The sequence below is a fragment of the Streptococcus milleri genome (genome assembly GCF_900636525.1).
In the GTDB taxonomy this organism is placed as follows: Bacteria; Bacillota; Bacilli; order Lactobacillales; family Streptococcaceae; genus Streptococcus; species Streptococcus hominis.
Genome location: NZ_LR134288.1, coordinates 1339328 through 1356544, shown reverse-complemented (window position 1 = coordinate 1356544; position 17217 = coordinate 1339328). Strand labels below are relative to the sequence as shown.

Genomic DNA, 17217 nt, shown 5'->3' with positions numbered 1-17217 from the left:
TTTAACGCTCTTAGCATTTAAGGAGAAATTATGACAAAAACCTATCATTTTATCGGGATTAAAGGCTCTGGAATGAGTGCTTTAGCATTGATGCTGCATCAAATGGGACATCACGTTCAGGGAAGCGATGTGGAGAAATATTATTTTACACAACGTGGCTTAGAACAAGCAGGGATTAAAATCCTGCCTTTTGACGAAAAAAATCTTCAAGCAGATGTAGAAGTCATTGCGGGAAATGCTTTCCGTCCAGATAATAATATTGAAATTGCCTACGCTGATGCCAATGGAATTTCTTATAAGCGCTACCATGAATTCCTTGGGACCTTTATGCGTGATTTTGTCAGCATGGGAGTGGCAGGGGCACATGGAAAGACATCAACGACGGGTATGTTAGCACACGTTTTGTCAAACATTACGGATACCAGTTATCTGATTGGTGACGGTACGGGACGTGGCTCTGCAAATGCGAAATATTTTGCGTTTGAAGCAGATGAATATGAGCGTCATTTCATGCCTTATCATCCTGAATATTCAATTATCACGAATATTGACTTCGATCACCCAGATTATTTCACCAGCTTAGAAGATGTTTTCAATGCTTTTAATGATTATGCTAAGCAGGTTAGCAAAGGGTTATTTGTTTACGGTGAAGACAAAGAATTGCGCCGGGTCACAGCTAACGCTCCTATTTATTACTATGGCTTTAAGGAAGGCAATGACTTTATCGCTCATGACTTACTCCGTTCTACGACAGGCTCTAGCTTTAAAGTCTCTTTCCATGGCGAAGAATTAGGAGAATTTAAGATTCCTAGCTTTGGTCGTCATAATATTATGAATGCAACAGCAGTCATTGGTTTGTTATACACCGCTGGATTTGATTTGAATTTAGTTCGGGAGCATTTAGTCACTTTTGGTGGTGTGAAACGTCGCTTCACTGAAAAAGTGGTCAATGGAACGACAATTATTGATGACTTTGCTCATCACCCTACTGAAATCATTGCAACTTTAGATGCAGCTCGCCAGAAATATCCAAGTAAAGAAATTGTTGCGATTTTCCAACCACATACTTTTACTAGAACCATTGCACTTTTGGACGAATTTGCCGAAGCCCTGAATCAAGCCGATGCTGTTTATTTGGCGCAAATCTATGGTTCTGCGCGTGAGGTGGATCACGGAGATGTCAAAGTAGAAGATTTGGCTGAAAAAATTATCAAAAAGGCAGAAATTATTACTGTTGACAATGTTTCGCCATTGTTAGAACACCCAAATGCTGTTTATGTTTTCATGGGAGCTGGGGATATTCAGACTTATGAATATTCTTTTGAACGTTTGCTATCTAATTTGACAAGCAATGTCCAGTAATCTAATACCACAAGTCACACAAGTTACCTTTCGAGAAGCTGCTTCGGAAGATTGGGAGACAATCGTTGCGATTGAGGAGGCGAATTTCTCCACAGAAGCAGCTGGTGCAGAAACGCTCCAAAAATGGATTGAACAGGGTCAAACGAACTTTTTAATAGCAGAATTAAATGAGAAAATAGCTGGCTACATTGTAGGGCCAGCCGTTTTTTCACATCATTTGACAAATGAAATGATAGATAATTCGTCAAAACAGCAGCAAGATTCTGATTTTATGACGATTCAGCGCTTGTCCATTCATCCAGAGTTTAAAGGTCAAGGGCTGGGAACTTTGCTTTTAGCTGCTTGCAAAGAAATAGCTGTTGCACAAAATCAGAAAGGTCTTCAGCTAGTTTGTTCAGATGATTTGATTTTTTACTACGAAATGAATGCTTTCATAAATGAAGGAATTTCTGAAAGGGGAGATAGCCATGCTATTTTACATGAATTCGTTTGGGAAAATCCATATTTTAAGGAGGGAAAATGAAGATTAGACAGGCAAATTTAGCAGATTTGGATGCTATTACAACTATTGAATGGGAAAACTTTGGACCAGAAGAAGCTCTGAGTAGAGATATTTTAGAAGCCCATATCCAAAAACTAACAACCAGTTTCTTAGTCGCTGAACGAGACGGTCAGATTTTAGGCTACCTTGAAGGACCTGTTCGTCCTGAGCGCCATTTAGTAGACCAATCCTTTACTTCTGAGGTAGAAGATTATAGTCATTTGACAGACCATTATATTTCGTTGACCAGTTTATCTATTGCTAAAAATGCTCAAAATATAGGGTTAGGTCGAAGTTTGTTAAATGCAATGAAGGATATTGCTGTTCGCGACCAGCGTTTGGGGATCAACTTAACCTGTCATGATTATTTGGTCGCTTACTATGAAAAACATGGTTTTATCAATGAGGGTGTATCCCAATCTACCTATGCAGGTGAAGTTTGGTATGATATGCTTTGGAAAACTCCCAATAGTGGAGAAAAGAATTGATTATTCTGTAGAATGCTTGAAAGAAAGGCATTCTCTTATTGCTTTTATTTACCTTTTAAGATATAATAGTAGGGATATTGAACAAGGAGGTCAACTATTTGGCTGAAGATTCACAAGAAAAAGAAGGGCTGAGTTTTAAAGAGCAGATTCTGCGCGACTTGGCAAAAGCAAAGGGAACTGAACAACCAAAACCTGTAGAAGAATCTAATGACTTGCAGGAAAAGTTAGGTTTGGGTCAATCTGTGCTTCCTTCTGCACAGGAAGAGGAGAAAACAACTGCTTCTGAAACGGATATACCAAAAGTTCAAAAAGAAGAAAGTGGCGAACCAGAGCCAGCTCCTTTAGAAAGTCCCCTTCCAACCGTTGAACAAATAGAAGCCGAAACGGCAGCTAGGGAAGAGAAAGAGTTTAATACTCATACAACGAAAGTTCCTGTTTCTTACCCAACCAATCAAGCGGTTGAAGAAAGTAAAGCTCCGGAAGAATTGGTTCAACCTGCAGTTTACGGAACAGAGCAAGACACAAAGAAACTTTCTCGTTCAAATCGGACTGCTCAAACGATTAACACGAAGAAGCGTCAAAACAAAATCGCCGGAAAAATCGTCAAAACGGTCTTAATTTTGCTACTTTTAGGGATTGGTTTAACTGGTTTCTTTGCTTATCGCTATGTTACATCAGCTTTACAACCAGTTGATGCGAAAAATACAAAGTATGTGACGGTTAAGATTCCGACTGGATCGAGCACCAAAGCAATTGGAACGGTCTTGGAAAAAGCTGGTTTGATCAAAAATGCTCAGATTTTTAGCTATTATGCTAAGTTTAATAACTATGCAGATTTTCAATCGGGTTATTATAATCTGCAAAAGAGCATGAGTTTGGATACGATTGCTAAAAAGCTACAGCAAGGTGGAACGGACACTCCGCAGGATCCCTCAATGGAAAAATTAACCATTCCCGAAGGATATACGATTGACCAAATTGCAAAAACGATTGCGAAGTTGAAGAAAAGTAAATTGTCTTCGGATACGTTCTTAAAGAAAGTGCAAGATGATAATTTTATCACTCAGGAAGTTGCAAAATATCCAAATTTATTAGGCAACTTAGCGAAAAAAGAGAGCGGTGTTAAGTATCGCTTAGAAGGTTATCTTTTCCCTGCTACTTACAATGTGACCGATAGCACAACATCTGAAACGCTCATTGACCAAATGTTAGCAGCAATGGATAAAACCATGTCGCAATATTATGATGTTTTAGCCTCAAAGAACTTGACTGTGCATGATGTTTTGACAATTGCGTCCTTGGTTGAAAAAGAAGGTTCAACAGATCAAGACCGAAAAAACATTGCAAGTGTCTTTTACAATCGTTTAAATCAAAACATGCCTTTGCAAAGTAATATTGCAATTTTGTATGCTCAAGGGAAGCTTGGTCAAAAGACAACCCTAGCAGAAGACGCTGCGATTGATACTAATATTGATTCGCCTTACAATGTCTATAAAAATACCGGTTTAATGCCTGGTCCTGTAGATAATCCTAGTCTTTCTGCTATTGAAGCGACTGTTAATCCAGCTAAAACGGATTATCTTTACTTCGTAGCTAATACAGAAACAGGAAATGTTTATTTCGCAAATACCTATGAAGAACATGAAAAAAATGTTCAAGAACATGTTAATAGTAAATTGACACAATCAAGTAGTTCGAATTAAAGAAGCGGGACAAAATCGTAACTCCTAGAACTCGATTTTGTTTCATCTCTGAGCAATGATGTATAAGTCTAAAAAGATTGCTACAAGTGTATTTTAGACTAGATGAAGAATGCACCTTGCAAAGCAAGCGAATATTAAAAAGAAGCTGGGACGAAAGTTCCCAGCTTCAAAGTATAAAGTATATAGTTATAATAAACCAACGACGCAGTTGCTGATTGCTCAAAGCATTGCTTTGAGGTGGCGGATAGAACTTGAAAAGCAAATCTCAAAGCTGTTTGCTTTTCAAGTTCGGAAGAACACTTTTGACAAAAACTTTGTTTTCTTTATCCACCACCTCAACAGTCTGGGAGACTGTTGAGCAACCCTGCGGGGGTGAGACTAGGAACTAAAATTTTCAAGATGAGTTCTGTCCCACTCCCTCTTTATTTTAAAAATAGAAAGAAGAAAAAATAATGGCAGAAAAAACTTATCCTATGACCCTTGAAGAAAAGGAAAAACTTGAAAAAGAATTAGAAGAACTTAAATTAGTTCGTCGTCCAGAAGTGGTAGAACGTATTAAAATTGCTCGCTCTTATGGTGACTTATCAGAAAACAGTGAGTATGAAGCAGCCAAAGATGAGCAGGCTTTTGTTGAAGGTCAAATCTCAAGTCTGGAAACTAAGATTCGCTATGCTGAAATTGTAAATAGCGATGCAGTGGCGCAAGATGAAGTCGCTATTGGTAAGACTGTTACAATTCAAGAAGTTGGCGAAACGGACGAAGAAGTCTATATGATTGTTGGTGCAGCAGGAGCAGATGCTTTTGCAGGAAAAGTTTCTAATGAAAGCCCTATTGGACAAGCTCTAATTGGCAAGAAAACAGGCGATACAGCTACTGTTGAAACACCTGTTGGCAGTTATGATGTAAAAATCCTAAAAGTCGAAAAAACGGCATAATTAAAAATGAGTAAGATGAGCCCCCGTGATTGTAATAGTACCACGGGGGTTGTCTCTGCAAAACATAGAGGAGAGAAATATGGCTCGTAAGTCTCAAGTAATTTTAACCAATATGTGTCTGATTGAAGATAATCAAAATCGCATTGTCATGCAGATTCGTGATCCCAAGATGTATTCTTGGTCAGGAGCAGCCTTACCCGGCGGACATATAGAAGAAAAGGAGAGCCTCCACCAAGCAGTTGTGCGTGAAATTTATGAAGAAACGGGACTAACAATCCATCATCCTAGACTGGTTGGTATGAAACATTGGTACACGGCAGAAGGCATTCGTTATCTGGTCTTTCTTTATCGCGCAAATGAATTTTCAGGACATCTTCGTTCATCAGAAGAAGGTGAAGTTAAGTGGGTGGCGCGTGAAGAGTTGGACACTCTCGAATTGGCTTATGATTTAAAAAATTTGCTACGTATTTTTGATGACAAATCGTTGTCAGAATTGTTTTATAGTGAACGTTTAGAAAATGATTTTGTTCGCGAATTTTGGTAATTTTATTTTTGAATGAGAACATTTAAATTGAACGGCAAGCAAAAAGCTGGAATGATTGTTCCAGCTTTTTTGCTTATCTTGAACGTTGTTTTCCAGCGTTACGATTTTTCTTTTTATTTTGTTTTCTATTTTCAATAACGGCCTGTGCTTGAGGTGTCACATCTTTTTTACGACCAGAATTTTTAATGGCTTTAGGCGGATTATTTTTGTATTCTTCAGCTACGCGTTTTCTGAGCTGAGGACGGATGTAATGATTGATAATCAATTGTTGGATAATCATGATGAAACCACCGACTACCCAATAAAGTGTGACACCTGCTGGAGCCGTGAACGAGAAGATGACAATCATGAGCGGGCTCATGTACATCATTTTCTTCATTTGCTCTTTTTGAACTTCGTCAATACCGACAAGGGTCAAAGCAGATTGAATAAAATACAAAACTCCGACGATAACGGTAAGGAGAATGCTGGCTTTTCCGAGTGGAATTCCTAGGAAGACACTCTTAGCCACTCCTTCAGTGTATTGAGCAGAGAAATAAAGGGCAGAGAAAAATGGTAATTGAATCAGGAGAGGAAGACATCCGATACCTCCGAGCATATTGACACCATTTTCTTTTTGAGCAGCCATGAGAGCTTGTTGAGCAGCCAGTTTTTCTTCTTGTGTTTCCGCATTCTTCATGCGTTCTTGGATTGGCTCAAAAATAGGTTTCAAGTAATTCATCTTTTCAGATTGATAAGTTGATTTCCAAGACTGATAAAGTCCAAGTGGAAGGATAATCAAGCGCACAATCAAGGTGACGATGATAATGGCCATACCAAAACCAAGTCCCATATTATTAGCAAAATACTGAATGGCAAGGCTCATTGGTCTTCCAATGATATCCCAGACAAACCCAGCAGGCTTACCATCTTTTACTTGCACACATCCTGAGAGCAGCAGAAGCATAGATAACCCTAATCCTGAGAATAAAATACGATTTAATTTTTTCACGTGTTTGTTTCCTTTTTCTAAAAAATAATACCTTTCTATTCTACTGTTTTTTTCCTAAATATACAATAGTTCTTGGGACCTAATTTGCAATTTTAAAATCTGAATAGGAATCAAAATTAGCCATTGTGACATCTAAATAGCTGACTTTTGAAAATGGCGTTGGTCCTTTGCGGATTTCTTGGATAAATTTTGCCATGAGGGCAGGATTCTTCGCTTGTGCTAAAATCTCTACGGTCCCGTCTTCATTATTCCAGACACGCCCTGTGATACCGCCGATTTCTGTGGCAAGTGTGTAAACACCCCAACGAAAGCCAACTCCTTGCACGCGACCTTGTGCAATCATTCTTACTTTTTGCATGTGAACCTCCTTTTTGTGATATAATAGTTCTATGAATATTATAACCTCAAAAGCGAATAATGTGGTAAAAAATACTAAAAAATTACTTCAAAAAAAATATCGGAAAGACTCATACTTAATTGAGGGCTGGCATTTATTTGAAGAAGCAGTCAATGCACAAGCTAACATTCAGCATATTTTTGTTTTAGAAGAATTTGCCGATAGAGTGCAGGATTTTCCTCAAGTTTATGTAGTGACGGCAGAAATTTTGGCGGATTTGGCTGATTCCAAAACACCGCAGGGCATCGTGGCAGAAATTGCTTTTGAAAAACAGATGCTTCCTTCCGTTCTCAAAGGGAAATATCTTTTTTTAGAAGATGTGCAGGATCCAGGGAATGTGGGCACGATTATCCGAACAGCTGATGCGGCTGGTTATGACGGGGTGTTTATTTCGCAGCATTCAGCAGATATTTACAATCTGAAAACTCTACGCTCCATGCAAGGCAGTCACTTTCATTTGCCTGTTTACCGAGTAAAAACAGCAGATTTTCTTGACCTTGCTAAACAGGCACAATTGCCGATATTGGCAACAACGCTTTCAAAAGATTCGATAGATTATCGGGAGTTAGCACCACTGTCGGATTTTGTTCTTGTGTTGGGAAATGAAGGACAGGGCATTAGTTCTGAAATGGCAGAAGCAGCTGATTACCTCATTCATATTTCGATGAAAGGACAAGCTGAGAGTTTAAATGTCGCCGTGGCAGCAGGTATTCTCATCTTTGCTTTAAGCTAAAATTTAGAAATATATTTATAATTAGAAGCACATGGAGGTGGTTCTATGCTTTATAAAGAAGACAAAGAGTATATGGAGCATGTTGGACAATTGATTGCTCAACCACGCGTCCAGAAATTAAAAACCATAACACACCATATTTATTCCAATCGCTTGGAGCATTCGATTCATGTTAGTTATACGAGTTATAAAATTGCGAAAAAATTAGGTTGGGATGCAAAAAGTACCGCACGTGGTGGACTTCTGCACGATATGTTTTATTATGATTGGCGGGAAACGAAATTTAATAAAAGCCATGCTTGGGTACACCCTCGCTTAGCAGTGCGAAATGCACGGAAAGTAACCAATTTAAATAAAGTAGAAGAAGACATCATTCTCAAACACATGTGGGGAGCAACATTGGCGCCGCCACGGTATAAAGAAGGCTATATTGTCACTATGGTGGATAAATACTGGGCAATCAAGGAAGCCATGGCGCCAGTTCGGAAAAGAATCGCTAAAAGAAGACTTTTTCATCGAAAAATGTTAAAATCGTAACATATCATAATAAAGGAGAGAGCTTATGAACAATACAGTTATTCAAGAAAATAGTGGTATCAATAGTTTTTACGCTAAAGTTTATTCATTAGTCGGTATGGGGATTGGCATTTCTGCTCTTGTCTCGGCTTTGATGTTAACAATATTTCAAGATGTGATTTATTCAGTAATAATGGCGAATAGTTGGATTTTTTACTTAGCTATTTTTGCTGAGTTGGTTCTTGTCTGGGTAGCTTCAGGGATGTCTGTCAAAAACAATCCAGCTGCATTGCCAACTTTTCTAGTTTATTCGGCTTTAAATGGCTTTACGATTAGTTTAGTATTGGCTCTTTACACACAGGCAACGGTTTTAGCAGCCTTCGTTACTTCTTCAGCGATGTTTTTTGCTATGGCATTGATTGGGAAATTTACCAAAAAAGATCTTTCTGGCTTGGGTAGAGCCTTTATTGCAGGTCTGATTGGAGTTATCATCGCTAGTTTGGTGAATATTTTCCTTAGAAGTTCTGGACTAGATTTCATCATTAGCATTATTAGTGTGATTATCTTCTCTGGATTGATTGCTTGGGATAATCAAAGAATCCGCTATGTCTATGAGCAATCAGGCGGAAATGTAGCGGCTGGTTGGGCAGTTTCACTCGCCTTAAGCCTTTACCTTGATTTTATCAATCTGTTCCTCAGTATTCTTCGTATTTTTGGAAGAGATAATTAAAAGTAAGAATTAGAAGTTGGACTGGTTTCAGCTTCTTTTTTTATGATATAATAAAGCAAATGAAAAGAAAGTATGAGGCTTGCTATGAAAGAACCATTTCTCAGTCGCGAAAAGTTAGCTGAAATCACTGCTCAATTTCCAACTCCATTTCATTTGTATGATGAGAAAGGAATTCGTGAGACAGCTCGCGCGCTTCAGGAAGCCTTTTCTTGGAATCAAGGATTTAAAGAGTATTTTGCAGTAAAGGCAACTCCGAATCCGGCTATTTTGAAAATCTTGAAAGATGAAGGCTGTGGAGTAGATTGCGCCAGCTATGTAGAACTTTTGATGAGCCAAAAAGTAGGCTTTTCAGGAAATGACATGATGTTTTCGTCCAATGACACGCCTGCAAAAGAAATGCAATTTGCGCGTGAATTGGGAGCTACTATCAATTTTGATGCTTATGAAGATGTTGCATTTTTACAGGAAGTGGCGAGCATTCCAGAAATCATTTCTTGCCGCTATAACCCAGGCAGTGTATTTGAGTTGGGAACAGATATTATGGATTCTCCAGAAGAAGCCAAATTCGGGATGACCAAAGAACAACTCATCCAAGCATTTAAAGATTTAAAAAAGTTGGGCGTTAAAAAATTTGGGATTCATGCCTTATTGGCTTCTAACACTGTTACGAATCATTATTATCCTGAATTAGCCCGTCAGCTATTTGAATTAGCCGTTGAGGTCGTAGCTGAGACCAATGTGGACTTGGATTTTATCAATCTTTCAGGCGGAGTAGGCGTTCCTTACCGTCCAGAAGAAAAAGCAAATGACGTTTTAGCGATTGGGCAAGGAGTTCGCCGAGTTTATGAGGAAATTTTAACACCTGCAGGTTTAGGAAAGGTTAAAATTTTTACGGAACTGGGACGTTTTATGCTGGCCCCTCATGGATTATTGGTGACGAAAGTATTGCATAAAAAGAAGACTTACCGCACTTACATTGGTGTAGATGCTTCAGCAGTGAACCTGCTGCGTCCCGCCATGTATGGTGCTTATCACCATATTACAAATATGGATCATCCAGATGGACCGACAGAAATAGTGGATGTGGTCGGCAGTCTTTGCGAAAACAATGATAAATTTGCCATTCAGCGCGAACTGCCGATTACCAATATTGGAGATACTTTGGTGATTCACGATACAGGAGCACATGGTTTTTCAATGGGCTATCAGTATAATGCCAAACTTCGTTCAGCTGAGATTTTGCTGGAAGAAGACGGAGGTGTACGAATGATTCGGCGTGCTGAAATACCGGAGGATTACTTCGCAACTTTGTATGGCTTTGATTTTGAAAAATAGACAATTTTTGATATAATAAGAAGATGTAAAAAGGGAAAAGAGGATTACATATTTATGAATTTACTATTAGCTATTTTGTTGATTATTCTGGCTTTCTTTGGTGGTATGCTCGCTGGAATGTACCTTGTCCGCAAACAAATTGAAAAAGAATTTGCAGACAATCCACGTTTGAATATTGATGCGGTTCGTACAATGCTATCTGCAAATGGACAAAAGCCAAATGAAGCAAAGGTACAACAAGTGTATCGTCAAATTAAAAATCAACAAAAAGCAGCACTTGAAAATGCTAAAAAGAAAAAATAAGCTGTTAAAACAGTATAAAATTTGATTTTTAAAGAGATAAATGAATGGGGATTTGGGACTTGCACCCAGTCCCTTCTTTAGAAAGAAGAACTTATGGATAATCGACCAATTGGTTTTTTAGACTCAGGTGTGGGCGGTTTGACAGTTGTTCGCGAGCTGATGCGGCAGCTTCCACATGAGGAAGTGATTTATATCGGTGATTCTGCGCGTGCGCCTTATGGACCAAGACCAGCAGATCAGATTCGCGAGTATACATGGCAATTAGTGCAATTTCTTTTAACCCAAAATGTCAAAATGATTGTTCTTGCCTGCAATACAGCTACTGCTGTGGTTTGGGAAGAAATCAAAGAAAAATTGGATATTCCAGTTTTGGGAGTGATTTTACCGGGAGCTAGCGCAGCAATTAAAGCTTCTCAACATGGGACGATTGGCATTATTGGAACGCCAATGACGATTCAATCAGATATTTATCGGCAAAAAATCGAGCGTCTCTTACCAGAAGTGGAGGTGACAAGTCTTTCTTGTCCCAAGTTTGTACCACTGGTAGAATCTAACGAGCTGTCGTCTAGCATTACGAAAAAAGTGGTCTATGAGAGCTTGATGCCGTTAAAAGGCAAGGTAGATACTTTAGTGCTAGGCTGTACGCATTATCCTTTGCTAAAACCAATCATTCAAAATGTAATGGGACCAACTGTGAAATTGATTGATAGTGGAGCAGAGTGTGTGCGGGACATTTCTGTCTTGCTTAATTATTTTGAAATCAATCACAGCAGAGAAGGAGAACTTCCTCAACACCGCTTTTTTACCACAGCAAATGCAAAAAGTTTTGCTGAAATTGCAGAAACGTGGTTAAACAAAGAAATAAATGTGGAGCATGTGACCTTATGAGTAGCAAAATTTATGAGTATAAAGATACCCAAGATTGGTATGTTGGAGAATGGTCTTCTCGTGGCGGAACTTTCCATTTTAAGGATGTTGATTCGGAAGAACTCAGTCGCATGGAAGAAGAGCTCCGTCAATTAGTAGTTGAAGAGCAGTCTTTTTCTGTTGCAGTGATTCAATATAACTCCATGATGTCTTTTGTTCAATTTGTCTTGCAAATGATTAACGAGAACCAAGATTCACAGTTTCAGGCACAATTTCATAAAGGTGCTATTCTGATTACGGAAAAGGGACAGTTAGTTTTAGTGCATTTGCCTAAAAATGGGGTTCAGCTGAATGATTTCTTTTCTCAGAAAGACTTGTCAGGTTTGACAGTCGGAGATACGATTTTAGTCGCTACTCGCAATGAAGGAAAAACTGCTGAATTTCGTAAAATATTTGAAAAATTAGGTTACAAAATTGAAAACTTGAATGACTACCCTGATTTGCCAGAGGTAGCAGAAACTGGAATGACTTTTGAAGAAAATGCTCGTTTGAAAGCAGAGACCATTTCTAAGCTGACTTGCAAAATGGTATTGGCGGATGACTCAGGCTTAAAAGTAGATGCACTAGGCGGTTTGCCTGGAGTTTGGTCTGCTCGCTTTGCTGGAAATAATGCAACAGACTTAGAAAACAATGCAAAATTGCTGCATGAATTAGCAATGGTTTTCGACTTGAAAGACCGCTCTGCACAGTTTCATACCACTCTGGTAGTGGCAAGTCCTGACAAAGAAAGTCTGGTCGTAGAGGCTGATTGGTCGGGCTATATCAATTTTGAGCCGAAAGGCGAAAATGGATTTGGCTATGATCCTTTATTTTTAGTAGGCGAAACAGGTAAAACATCTGCTGAATTAACAATGGAAGAAAAAAACGCTCAATCACATCGAGCTCAAGCAGTTCAAAAATTAGTGGAGGTATTTCCAGCATGGAAAAACAAACAATCATCGTAATGAGTGATTCTCATGGCAATCGTGCCATTGTGGAAGAGATAAAACATCGTTATCTTGGGGAAGTAGATGCTATTTTTCATAACGGTGATTCTGAGTTGCCTAGTGATGATGAAGTGTGGCAAGGAATTTACGTTGTGGCTGGGAACATGGATTTCTATGGTGGTTATCCAGACCGTTTAGTGACGGACTTAAACGGAACGATTATCGCACAAACTCATGGTCACCTTCAACAGATTAATTTTGGTTTTCAAAAATTGGCTCTCTGGGCACAAGAGGTAAACGCAGATATTTGTTTGTATGGGCATTTGCATATTCCAGATGCGTGGATGGAAGGAAAAACACTCTTTTTAAATCCCGGCTCTATCAGTCAACCGCGCGGTGTCATCAATGAGCGACTGTATGCTAAAGTAGAAATTACAGATGATATGTTTAAAGTAGACTATTACACGCGTAGCCATGAACTTTATTCTCGCCTATCAAAGGAGTTTGTTCGATGATTGCTAAGGAATTTGAAGATTTTCTCTTACAGCAAGAAGATACTTTTTTAACACCGGCAGAAAACTTAGCTGTTTTGATTGATACTCACAATGCTGATCATGCTATTTTGTTGTTGAGTCAGATGACCTACTCACGAGTACCCGTGGTGACAGATCAAAAGAAGTTTGTTGGAACTATTTCGCTGACAGATATCTTGTCTTACCAAATGCAGCATGAAATTCCTGATGAGGAATTTATGACAACGGATATTGTTCACATGGCAAAAAAAGATGACCTGACAGTTGGTCCAGATTTTACATTGACAGAAGTATTGCATAAGTTAGTAGACGAGTCCTTCTTGCCAGTCGTTGATCAGGACAATACATTTCAAGGAATTATTACACGCAAATCTATCTTAAAAGCGGTCAATGCCCTTTTGCATAGTTTTGCGAATGAATACGAGATTCATCCAAAATGAAAGAAGAAATAACAACCTTTTTAGAAGGAAAAAATTTATCTGAGAATTCAAAAACAGCTTATTTTTATGATTTAGAGCAATTCATAGATGTGACCCATGCAAAAATTACAGAGACCAATCTGCGGATTTACCAAGCTTCTATTGCTGACTTCAAACCATCTGTTCAGAAACGAAAACTATCTGCTATCAATCAATTTTTGCATTATTTATACAAGCAACGGTTGATTTCAGACTTTTATCGTTTGGAGTTGCCAAAAGTTGGTATTCCGAAAGAACACGATGCGGAAATTTTGGATTTGTCTGATTTTTATGCAGATACAAATCAATACAACGGTCGCTTGATTGCGCTTCTCATTTTAGAAATGGGGCTTTTACCAAGCGAAATTTTACAGTTGAAAGTAGCAGATGTCAATCTGGATTTTCAGATTATTCGCATTGAGAAAGCAGGTCAAAAGCGTATTGTGCCCATTCCAGACCAGTTGATTGGAGAACTGGAAACAACTCTGGAAGGAACTTATTTGTTAGAAAAGAATGGGAAAAGCTATTCGCGCCAATGGGGCTTTCGTCAATTAGAAGCTTTTTTGATTGAAAAAAATCAAGCTACTTTATCAGCTCAGAGTTTGCGAGAGCAATATATTTTACGTCAGCGAGAGCAAGGTGTTGAATTGTATGAAATTGCGCGCAATTTAGGCTTGAAAACAATGATGACATTAGAAAAATACAGATAATGGACATAAAAATTAAAGATTTTGAAGGCCCATTGGACTTATTGCTTCATTTGGTGTCAAGATATCAAATGGATATCTATGATGTGCCGATTACAGAGGTCATTGAGCAATATTTGGCTTATGTGGCGACTCTTCAAGCAATGAAGTTAGAAGTGACGGGAGAATACATGGTTATGGCAAGTCAGCTCATGTTGATTAAAAGCCGAAAACTCTTGCCAAAAGTAGCTGATAGCTTAGAAGCTGAAGAAGATTTGGAGCAAGATTTGCTTTCTCAAATTGAGGAATATCGGAAATTCAAATTGTTAGGTGAGAAAATGGCGGAGCAACATGAAGAACGAGCTCTTTATTATTCTAAACCTAAAATTGAATTGGTGTATGAAGATGCAACATTGCTCCATGATAAGACAACGATTGATTTGTTTTTGGCTTTTTCTAAATTGATGACGCAAAAAAGAGAAGAATTTGCTCAAAGTCATACAACGATTGTTAAAGATGAATATAAAATCGAAGACATGATGGATGTGATACGTGAGCGTTGTTATTCTCAAGAAAAAATTGCTCTGCAAGCCATTTTTTCAGAAACAAAAGATATGAATGAAGTGATTACCTTATTTTTAGCGACATTGGAACTAGTAAAAGTCCAAGAAATCCAAGTAATGCAAGAAGAAAATTTTGGGAATATTTATCTAATAGGAAAAAGAAATGAGTAAGTTAGCAGAGATTGAAGCCCTGCTCTTTGTAGCGGGCGAAGACGGCTTGCGGGTCCGTCAAATAGCAGAGCTCCTCTCTATACCTCCGACAGGTGTGACACAGAGCTTGGAGAAATTGGCAGAAAAGTATCAAAAAGATGAAGATTCGAGTCTTGCCTTGTTAGAGACGTCGAATACTTATAAAATTGTTACCAAGCAAGAGTTTGCTGAATTGTTGCGGGAATATTCAAAAGCACCAATCAATCAAAGTTTATCAAGGGCTGCCTTGGAAACCTTATCCATTATTGCTTATAAGCAGCCCATTACGAGAGTGGAAGTGGATGAGATTCGTGGAGTCAATTCTAGTGGTGCGATTTCAAAGTTGCAGATATTTGACTTGATTCGTGAAAATGGAAAAAAAGAAGTGCTAGGGCGCCCAAATCTTTATGTGACAACGGATTATTTTTTGGATTATATGGGAATCAATAGCTTAGAAGAATTGCCAATAGTAGAAGAAACAGAGTTAATAGCAGAAGAAAGTCAGCTATTTACCGAAAGGATAGAGGATGAGAATCAATAAATATATTGCCCATTCTGGGATTGCAAGCCGTAGAAAGGCAGAAGAGTTGATAAAACAAGGGCTTGTCACTGTGAATGGACAAGTTGTTCGTGAGTTGGCAACGACGATCAAGTCAGGTGATCGTGTTGAGGTTAGTGGTCAGCCGATTTACAATGAAGAAAAAGTGTATTATCTCTTAAACAAGCCTCGCGGTGTCATTTCTAGCGTGACAGATGACAAAGGTCGTCCAACGGTGGTTGATTTGTTGCCAAATGTCACAGAGAGAATCTATCCAGTTGGTCGACTTGATTGGGATACGTCGGGTGCTTTGATTTTGACAAATGATGGCGATTTTACAGATGAGATGATTCATCCTAGAAATGAAATTGATAAGGTCTATGTAGCTCGTGTCAAGGGGGTGGCTGATAAAGAAGTTCTCCGTCCCTTGACAAAAGGTGTGGAAGTTGACGGCAAAAAAACCAAAACAGCGGTTTACGAAATTCTGAAAGTAGACCCGGTTAAGAATCGTTCGGTTGTCCAGTTGACCATTCATGAAGGACGAAATCATCAAGTGAAAAAGATGTTTGAAGCGGTTGGTTTGCAAGTAGATAAACTTTCTCGTACGCAATTCGGTCATTTGAATTTAACGGGACTTCGTCCGGGTGAAGCTCGCCGTCTCAATAAAAAAGAGGTCAGCCAGTTACATAACCTAGCTGTGACGAAGAAAAAATGATGAAAAAAATTTTTATCGCACCAGTGCGTTTTTATCAAAAGTTTATCTCGCCAGCCTTTCCACCTTCTTGTCGCTATCAGCCGACTTGTTCAAATTATATGATTCAAGCGATTGAAAAGTACGGTGCTAAAGGTGTCTTAATGGGAACAGCACGTATTTTGCGTTGTCATCCTTGGGCAGAAGGAGGAGATGATCCTGTGCCGGATGTATTTAGCTTGAAGCGTAACTATGCAGAAGACAAAGAAAGAGGTTGAGACGCTTACTCTATAAAAGGGGCAACCAGAGATTCTTTATAAAATACTATAACTTAATAGTACAAATAAGAAAAACGAACAATTTTGACATTCTAACTAACAGAAAATCAAAATTGCTCGTTTTTTGTATTTCTCGCTGGCCTTTTGTTGCCGGTTCATCTCATACTCAATGAAAATTGAAAAGTTTTAAAGGCATTCGCTGTGTGAAATCTAACTATCTTTTCTATAAATTCAGCTTAGACGAACGATTAAAATATCTTGAATCTACTTCGTATTTACTCTTCATTTAAAGACTGATATAATAATCATGAAAACGCTTGTAAATTTAATCTTAAAAAGGAGAGCAAATGATTTTGGAAACAAGAAATATTGCCATTCAAGATACTTATGGTGAGCGATTCCGGCATTGTTGGGGATGCGGTCCTAAGAATGAGTCAGGCTTGCATTTAAAAACTTATCCTAGTCTAAACGGAACTAGCTGCATTAGCAAGATAACACCAGCTCAACAGTATACCGGTGGTGTTCCAGCTAATCTATTTGGCGGTATGATTGCCATGATTTTTGACTGTCATGGTACCGCTTCAGCAGCCTGGTTTGCTCATCAAAATAAGGGCTTAGATTTGACAGAAGAAACGGTCATTGGACGATTTATCACAGCTCGCTTGGAAATAGATTATAAAAGTCCAACGCCCATTGATGAGGAAATTACGGTCATCTCTCGACTTGAAGAACTAGGCCAAAGAAAAGCCATTGTGGCAATGGAGATGACAGTAGCGGGTCAGGTGCGTGCCAAAGCTAGAATGGTAGCAATCGCAGTGAAAGATAACATGTAGTATGTTTCGAAGATGAG

At 38.7% G+C, this 17217-nt stretch carries 23 protein-coding genes; 21 read left to right on the top strand and 2 right to left on the bottom strand.

Translation table 11 applies throughout. The features are described 5' to 3' along the window. Positions 1-30: 30 nt before the first annotated feature. The 6 genes from murC to EL087_RS06610 all read left to right on the top strand — a co-directional run bounded on the left by murC (position 31) and on the right by EL087_RS06610 (position 5573). Entirely contained in the window at positions 31-1362 is a 1332-nt protein-coding gene (murC, locus tag EL087_RS06640; protein WP_126407612.1) for a UDP-N-acetylmuramate--L-alanine ligase, read from the top strand. Continuing rightward, on the top strand, positions 1352-1885 hold the full coding sequence (locus EL087_RS06635) for a GNAT family N-acetyltransferase (protein ID WP_126407610.1): 534 nt from the start codon (positions 1352-1354) through the stop codon (positions 1883-1885). Before murC ends, EL087_RS06635 begins: the two co-directional genes overlap by 11 nt. Then, complete coding sequence (locus tag EL087_RS06630; RefSeq protein WP_126407608.1) at positions 1882-2391, top strand: GNAT family N-acetyltransferase; 510 nt, start codon at positions 1882-1884, stop codon at positions 2389-2391. Before EL087_RS06635 ends, EL087_RS06630 begins: the two co-directional genes overlap by 4 nt. A gap of 98 nt (positions 2392-2489) precedes the next feature. After that, a complete protein-coding gene (gene mltG / locus EL087_RS06625; RefSeq protein WP_126407605.1) occupies positions 2490-4094 on the top strand; it encodes an endolytic transglycosylase MltG in 1605 nt (534 codons plus the stop codon). A gap of 452 nt (positions 4095-4546) precedes the next feature. Beyond that, positions 4547-5029 carry a transcription elongation factor GreA gene (gene greA, locus EL087_RS06615; protein WP_003029952.1) on the top strand — a complete coding sequence of 161 codons (483 nt, stop codon included), beginning with the start codon at positions 4547-4549 and terminating at the stop codon, positions 5027-5029. Between the two features lie 79 nt (positions 5030-5108). After that, positions 5109-5573 (top strand): 8-oxo-dGTP diphosphatase, encoded by a 465-nt coding sequence (locus EL087_RS06610; RefSeq protein WP_003041300.1) that lies wholly within the window; start codon positions 5109-5111, stop codon positions 5571-5573. A gap of 73 nt (positions 5574-5646) precedes the next feature. Here the strand turns inward: EL087_RS06610 and yidC are convergent, their stop codons facing one another. Next, positions 5647-6564 (bottom strand): membrane protein insertase YidC, encoded by a 918-nt coding sequence (gene yidC, locus EL087_RS06605; RefSeq protein WP_126407603.1) that lies wholly within the window; start codon positions 6562-6564, stop codon positions 5647-5649. Between the two features lie 79 nt (positions 6565-6643). After that, a complete protein-coding gene (locus EL087_RS06600; protein WP_003038610.1) occupies positions 6644-6922 on the bottom strand; it encodes an acylphosphatase in 279 nt (92 codons plus the stop codon). A 31-nt stretch (positions 6923-6953) separates the two neighbouring features. Between EL087_RS06600 and EL087_RS06595 the strand changes: the two genes are divergently transcribed. The 15 genes from EL087_RS06595 to EL087_RS06525 all read left to right on the top strand — a co-directional run bounded on the left by EL087_RS06595 (position 6954) and on the right by EL087_RS06525 (position 17200). Further along, positions 6954-7694 carry a TrmH family RNA methyltransferase gene (locus EL087_RS06595; protein ID WP_126407601.1) on the top strand — a complete coding sequence of 247 codons (741 nt, stop codon included), beginning with the start codon at positions 6954-6956 and terminating at the stop codon, positions 7692-7694. A 45-nt stretch (positions 7695-7739) separates the two neighbouring features. Next, positions 7740-8231 carry an HDIG domain-containing metalloprotein gene (locus EL087_RS06590; protein ID WP_126407599.1) on the top strand — a complete coding sequence of 164 codons (492 nt, stop codon included), beginning with the start codon at positions 7740-7742 and terminating at the stop codon, positions 8229-8231. 25 nt (positions 8232-8256) lie between these two features. Next, the gene (locus EL087_RS06585; protein ID WP_126407597.1) at positions 8257-8940 is read left to right on the top strand and encodes a Bax inhibitor-1/YccA family protein; all 684 of its coding nucleotides are present in this window, start codon (positions 8257-8259) and stop codon (positions 8938-8940) included. Positions 8941-9024: 84 nt separating this feature from the next. After that, complete coding sequence (locus EL087_RS06580; RefSeq protein WP_126407595.1) at positions 9025-10275, top strand: diaminopimelate decarboxylase; 1251 nt, start codon at positions 9025-9027, stop codon at positions 10273-10275. Between the two features lie 54 nt (positions 10276-10329). After that, positions 10330-10578: a YneF family protein gene (locus EL087_RS06575; RefSeq protein ID WP_003023631.1), complete on the top strand. Its 249-nt coding sequence runs from the start codon at positions 10330-10332 to the stop codon at positions 10576-10578. 93 nt (positions 10579-10671) lie between these two features. Then, positions 10672-11466, top strand: a complete 795-nt coding sequence (gene racE, locus EL087_RS06570) for a glutamate racemase (protein WP_126407593.1) — start codon at positions 10672-10674, stop codon at positions 11464-11466. Next, positions 11463-12449, top strand: coding sequence for a nucleoside-triphosphate diphosphatase (locus tag EL087_RS06565; RefSeq protein WP_126407591.1), 987 nt, complete (start codon positions 11463-11465; stop codon positions 12447-12449). The genes racE and EL087_RS06565 overlap by 4 nt, the downstream gene beginning before the upstream one ends. After that, the gene (locus EL087_RS06560; RefSeq protein ID WP_126407589.1) at positions 12425-12946 is read left to right on the top strand and encodes a metallophosphoesterase; all 522 of its coding nucleotides are present in this window, start codon (positions 12425-12427) and stop codon (positions 12944-12946) included. The genes EL087_RS06565 and EL087_RS06560 overlap by 25 nt, the downstream gene beginning before the upstream one ends. Further along, entirely contained in the window at positions 12943-13404 is a 462-nt protein-coding gene (gene cbpB / locus EL087_RS06555; protein ID WP_003023640.1) for a cyclic-di-AMP-binding protein CbpB, read from the top strand. The genes EL087_RS06560 and cbpB overlap by 4 nt, the downstream gene beginning before the upstream one ends. Beyond that, positions 13401-14132: a site-specific tyrosine recombinase XerD gene (gene xerD / locus EL087_RS06550; protein WP_003029966.1), complete on the top strand. Its 732-nt coding sequence runs from the start codon at positions 13401-13403 to the stop codon at positions 14130-14132. Before cbpB ends, xerD begins: the two co-directional genes overlap by 4 nt. After that, positions 14132-14842, top strand: a complete 711-nt coding sequence (locus tag EL087_RS06545) for a segregation/condensation protein A (protein WP_003029967.1) — start codon at positions 14132-14134, stop codon at positions 14840-14842. The genes xerD and EL087_RS06545 overlap by 1 nt, the downstream gene beginning before the upstream one ends. Beyond that, positions 14835-15401 (top strand): SMC-Scp complex subunit ScpB, encoded by a 567-nt coding sequence (gene scpB, locus EL087_RS06540; protein WP_049513982.1) that lies wholly within the window; start codon positions 14835-14837, stop codon positions 15399-15401. Before EL087_RS06545 ends, scpB begins: the two co-directional genes overlap by 8 nt. Continuing rightward, positions 15388-16113, top strand: coding sequence for a pseudouridine synthase (locus EL087_RS06535; RefSeq protein ID WP_126407587.1), 726 nt, complete (start codon positions 15388-15390; stop codon positions 16111-16113). The genes scpB and EL087_RS06535 overlap by 14 nt, the downstream gene beginning before the upstream one ends. Next, positions 16113-16367, top strand: a complete 255-nt coding sequence (gene yidD, locus EL087_RS06530) for a membrane protein insertion efficiency factor YidD (RefSeq protein ID WP_126408159.1) — start codon at positions 16113-16115, stop codon at positions 16365-16367. The genes EL087_RS06535 and yidD overlap by 1 nt, the downstream gene beginning before the upstream one ends. A gap of 347 nt (positions 16368-16714) precedes the next feature. Beyond that, the gene (locus EL087_RS06525; RefSeq protein ID WP_022526607.1) at positions 16715-17200 is read left to right on the top strand and encodes an acyl-CoA thioesterase; all 486 of its coding nucleotides are present in this window, start codon (positions 16715-16717) and stop codon (positions 17198-17200) included. Positions 17201-17217: the final 17 nt, after the last annotated feature.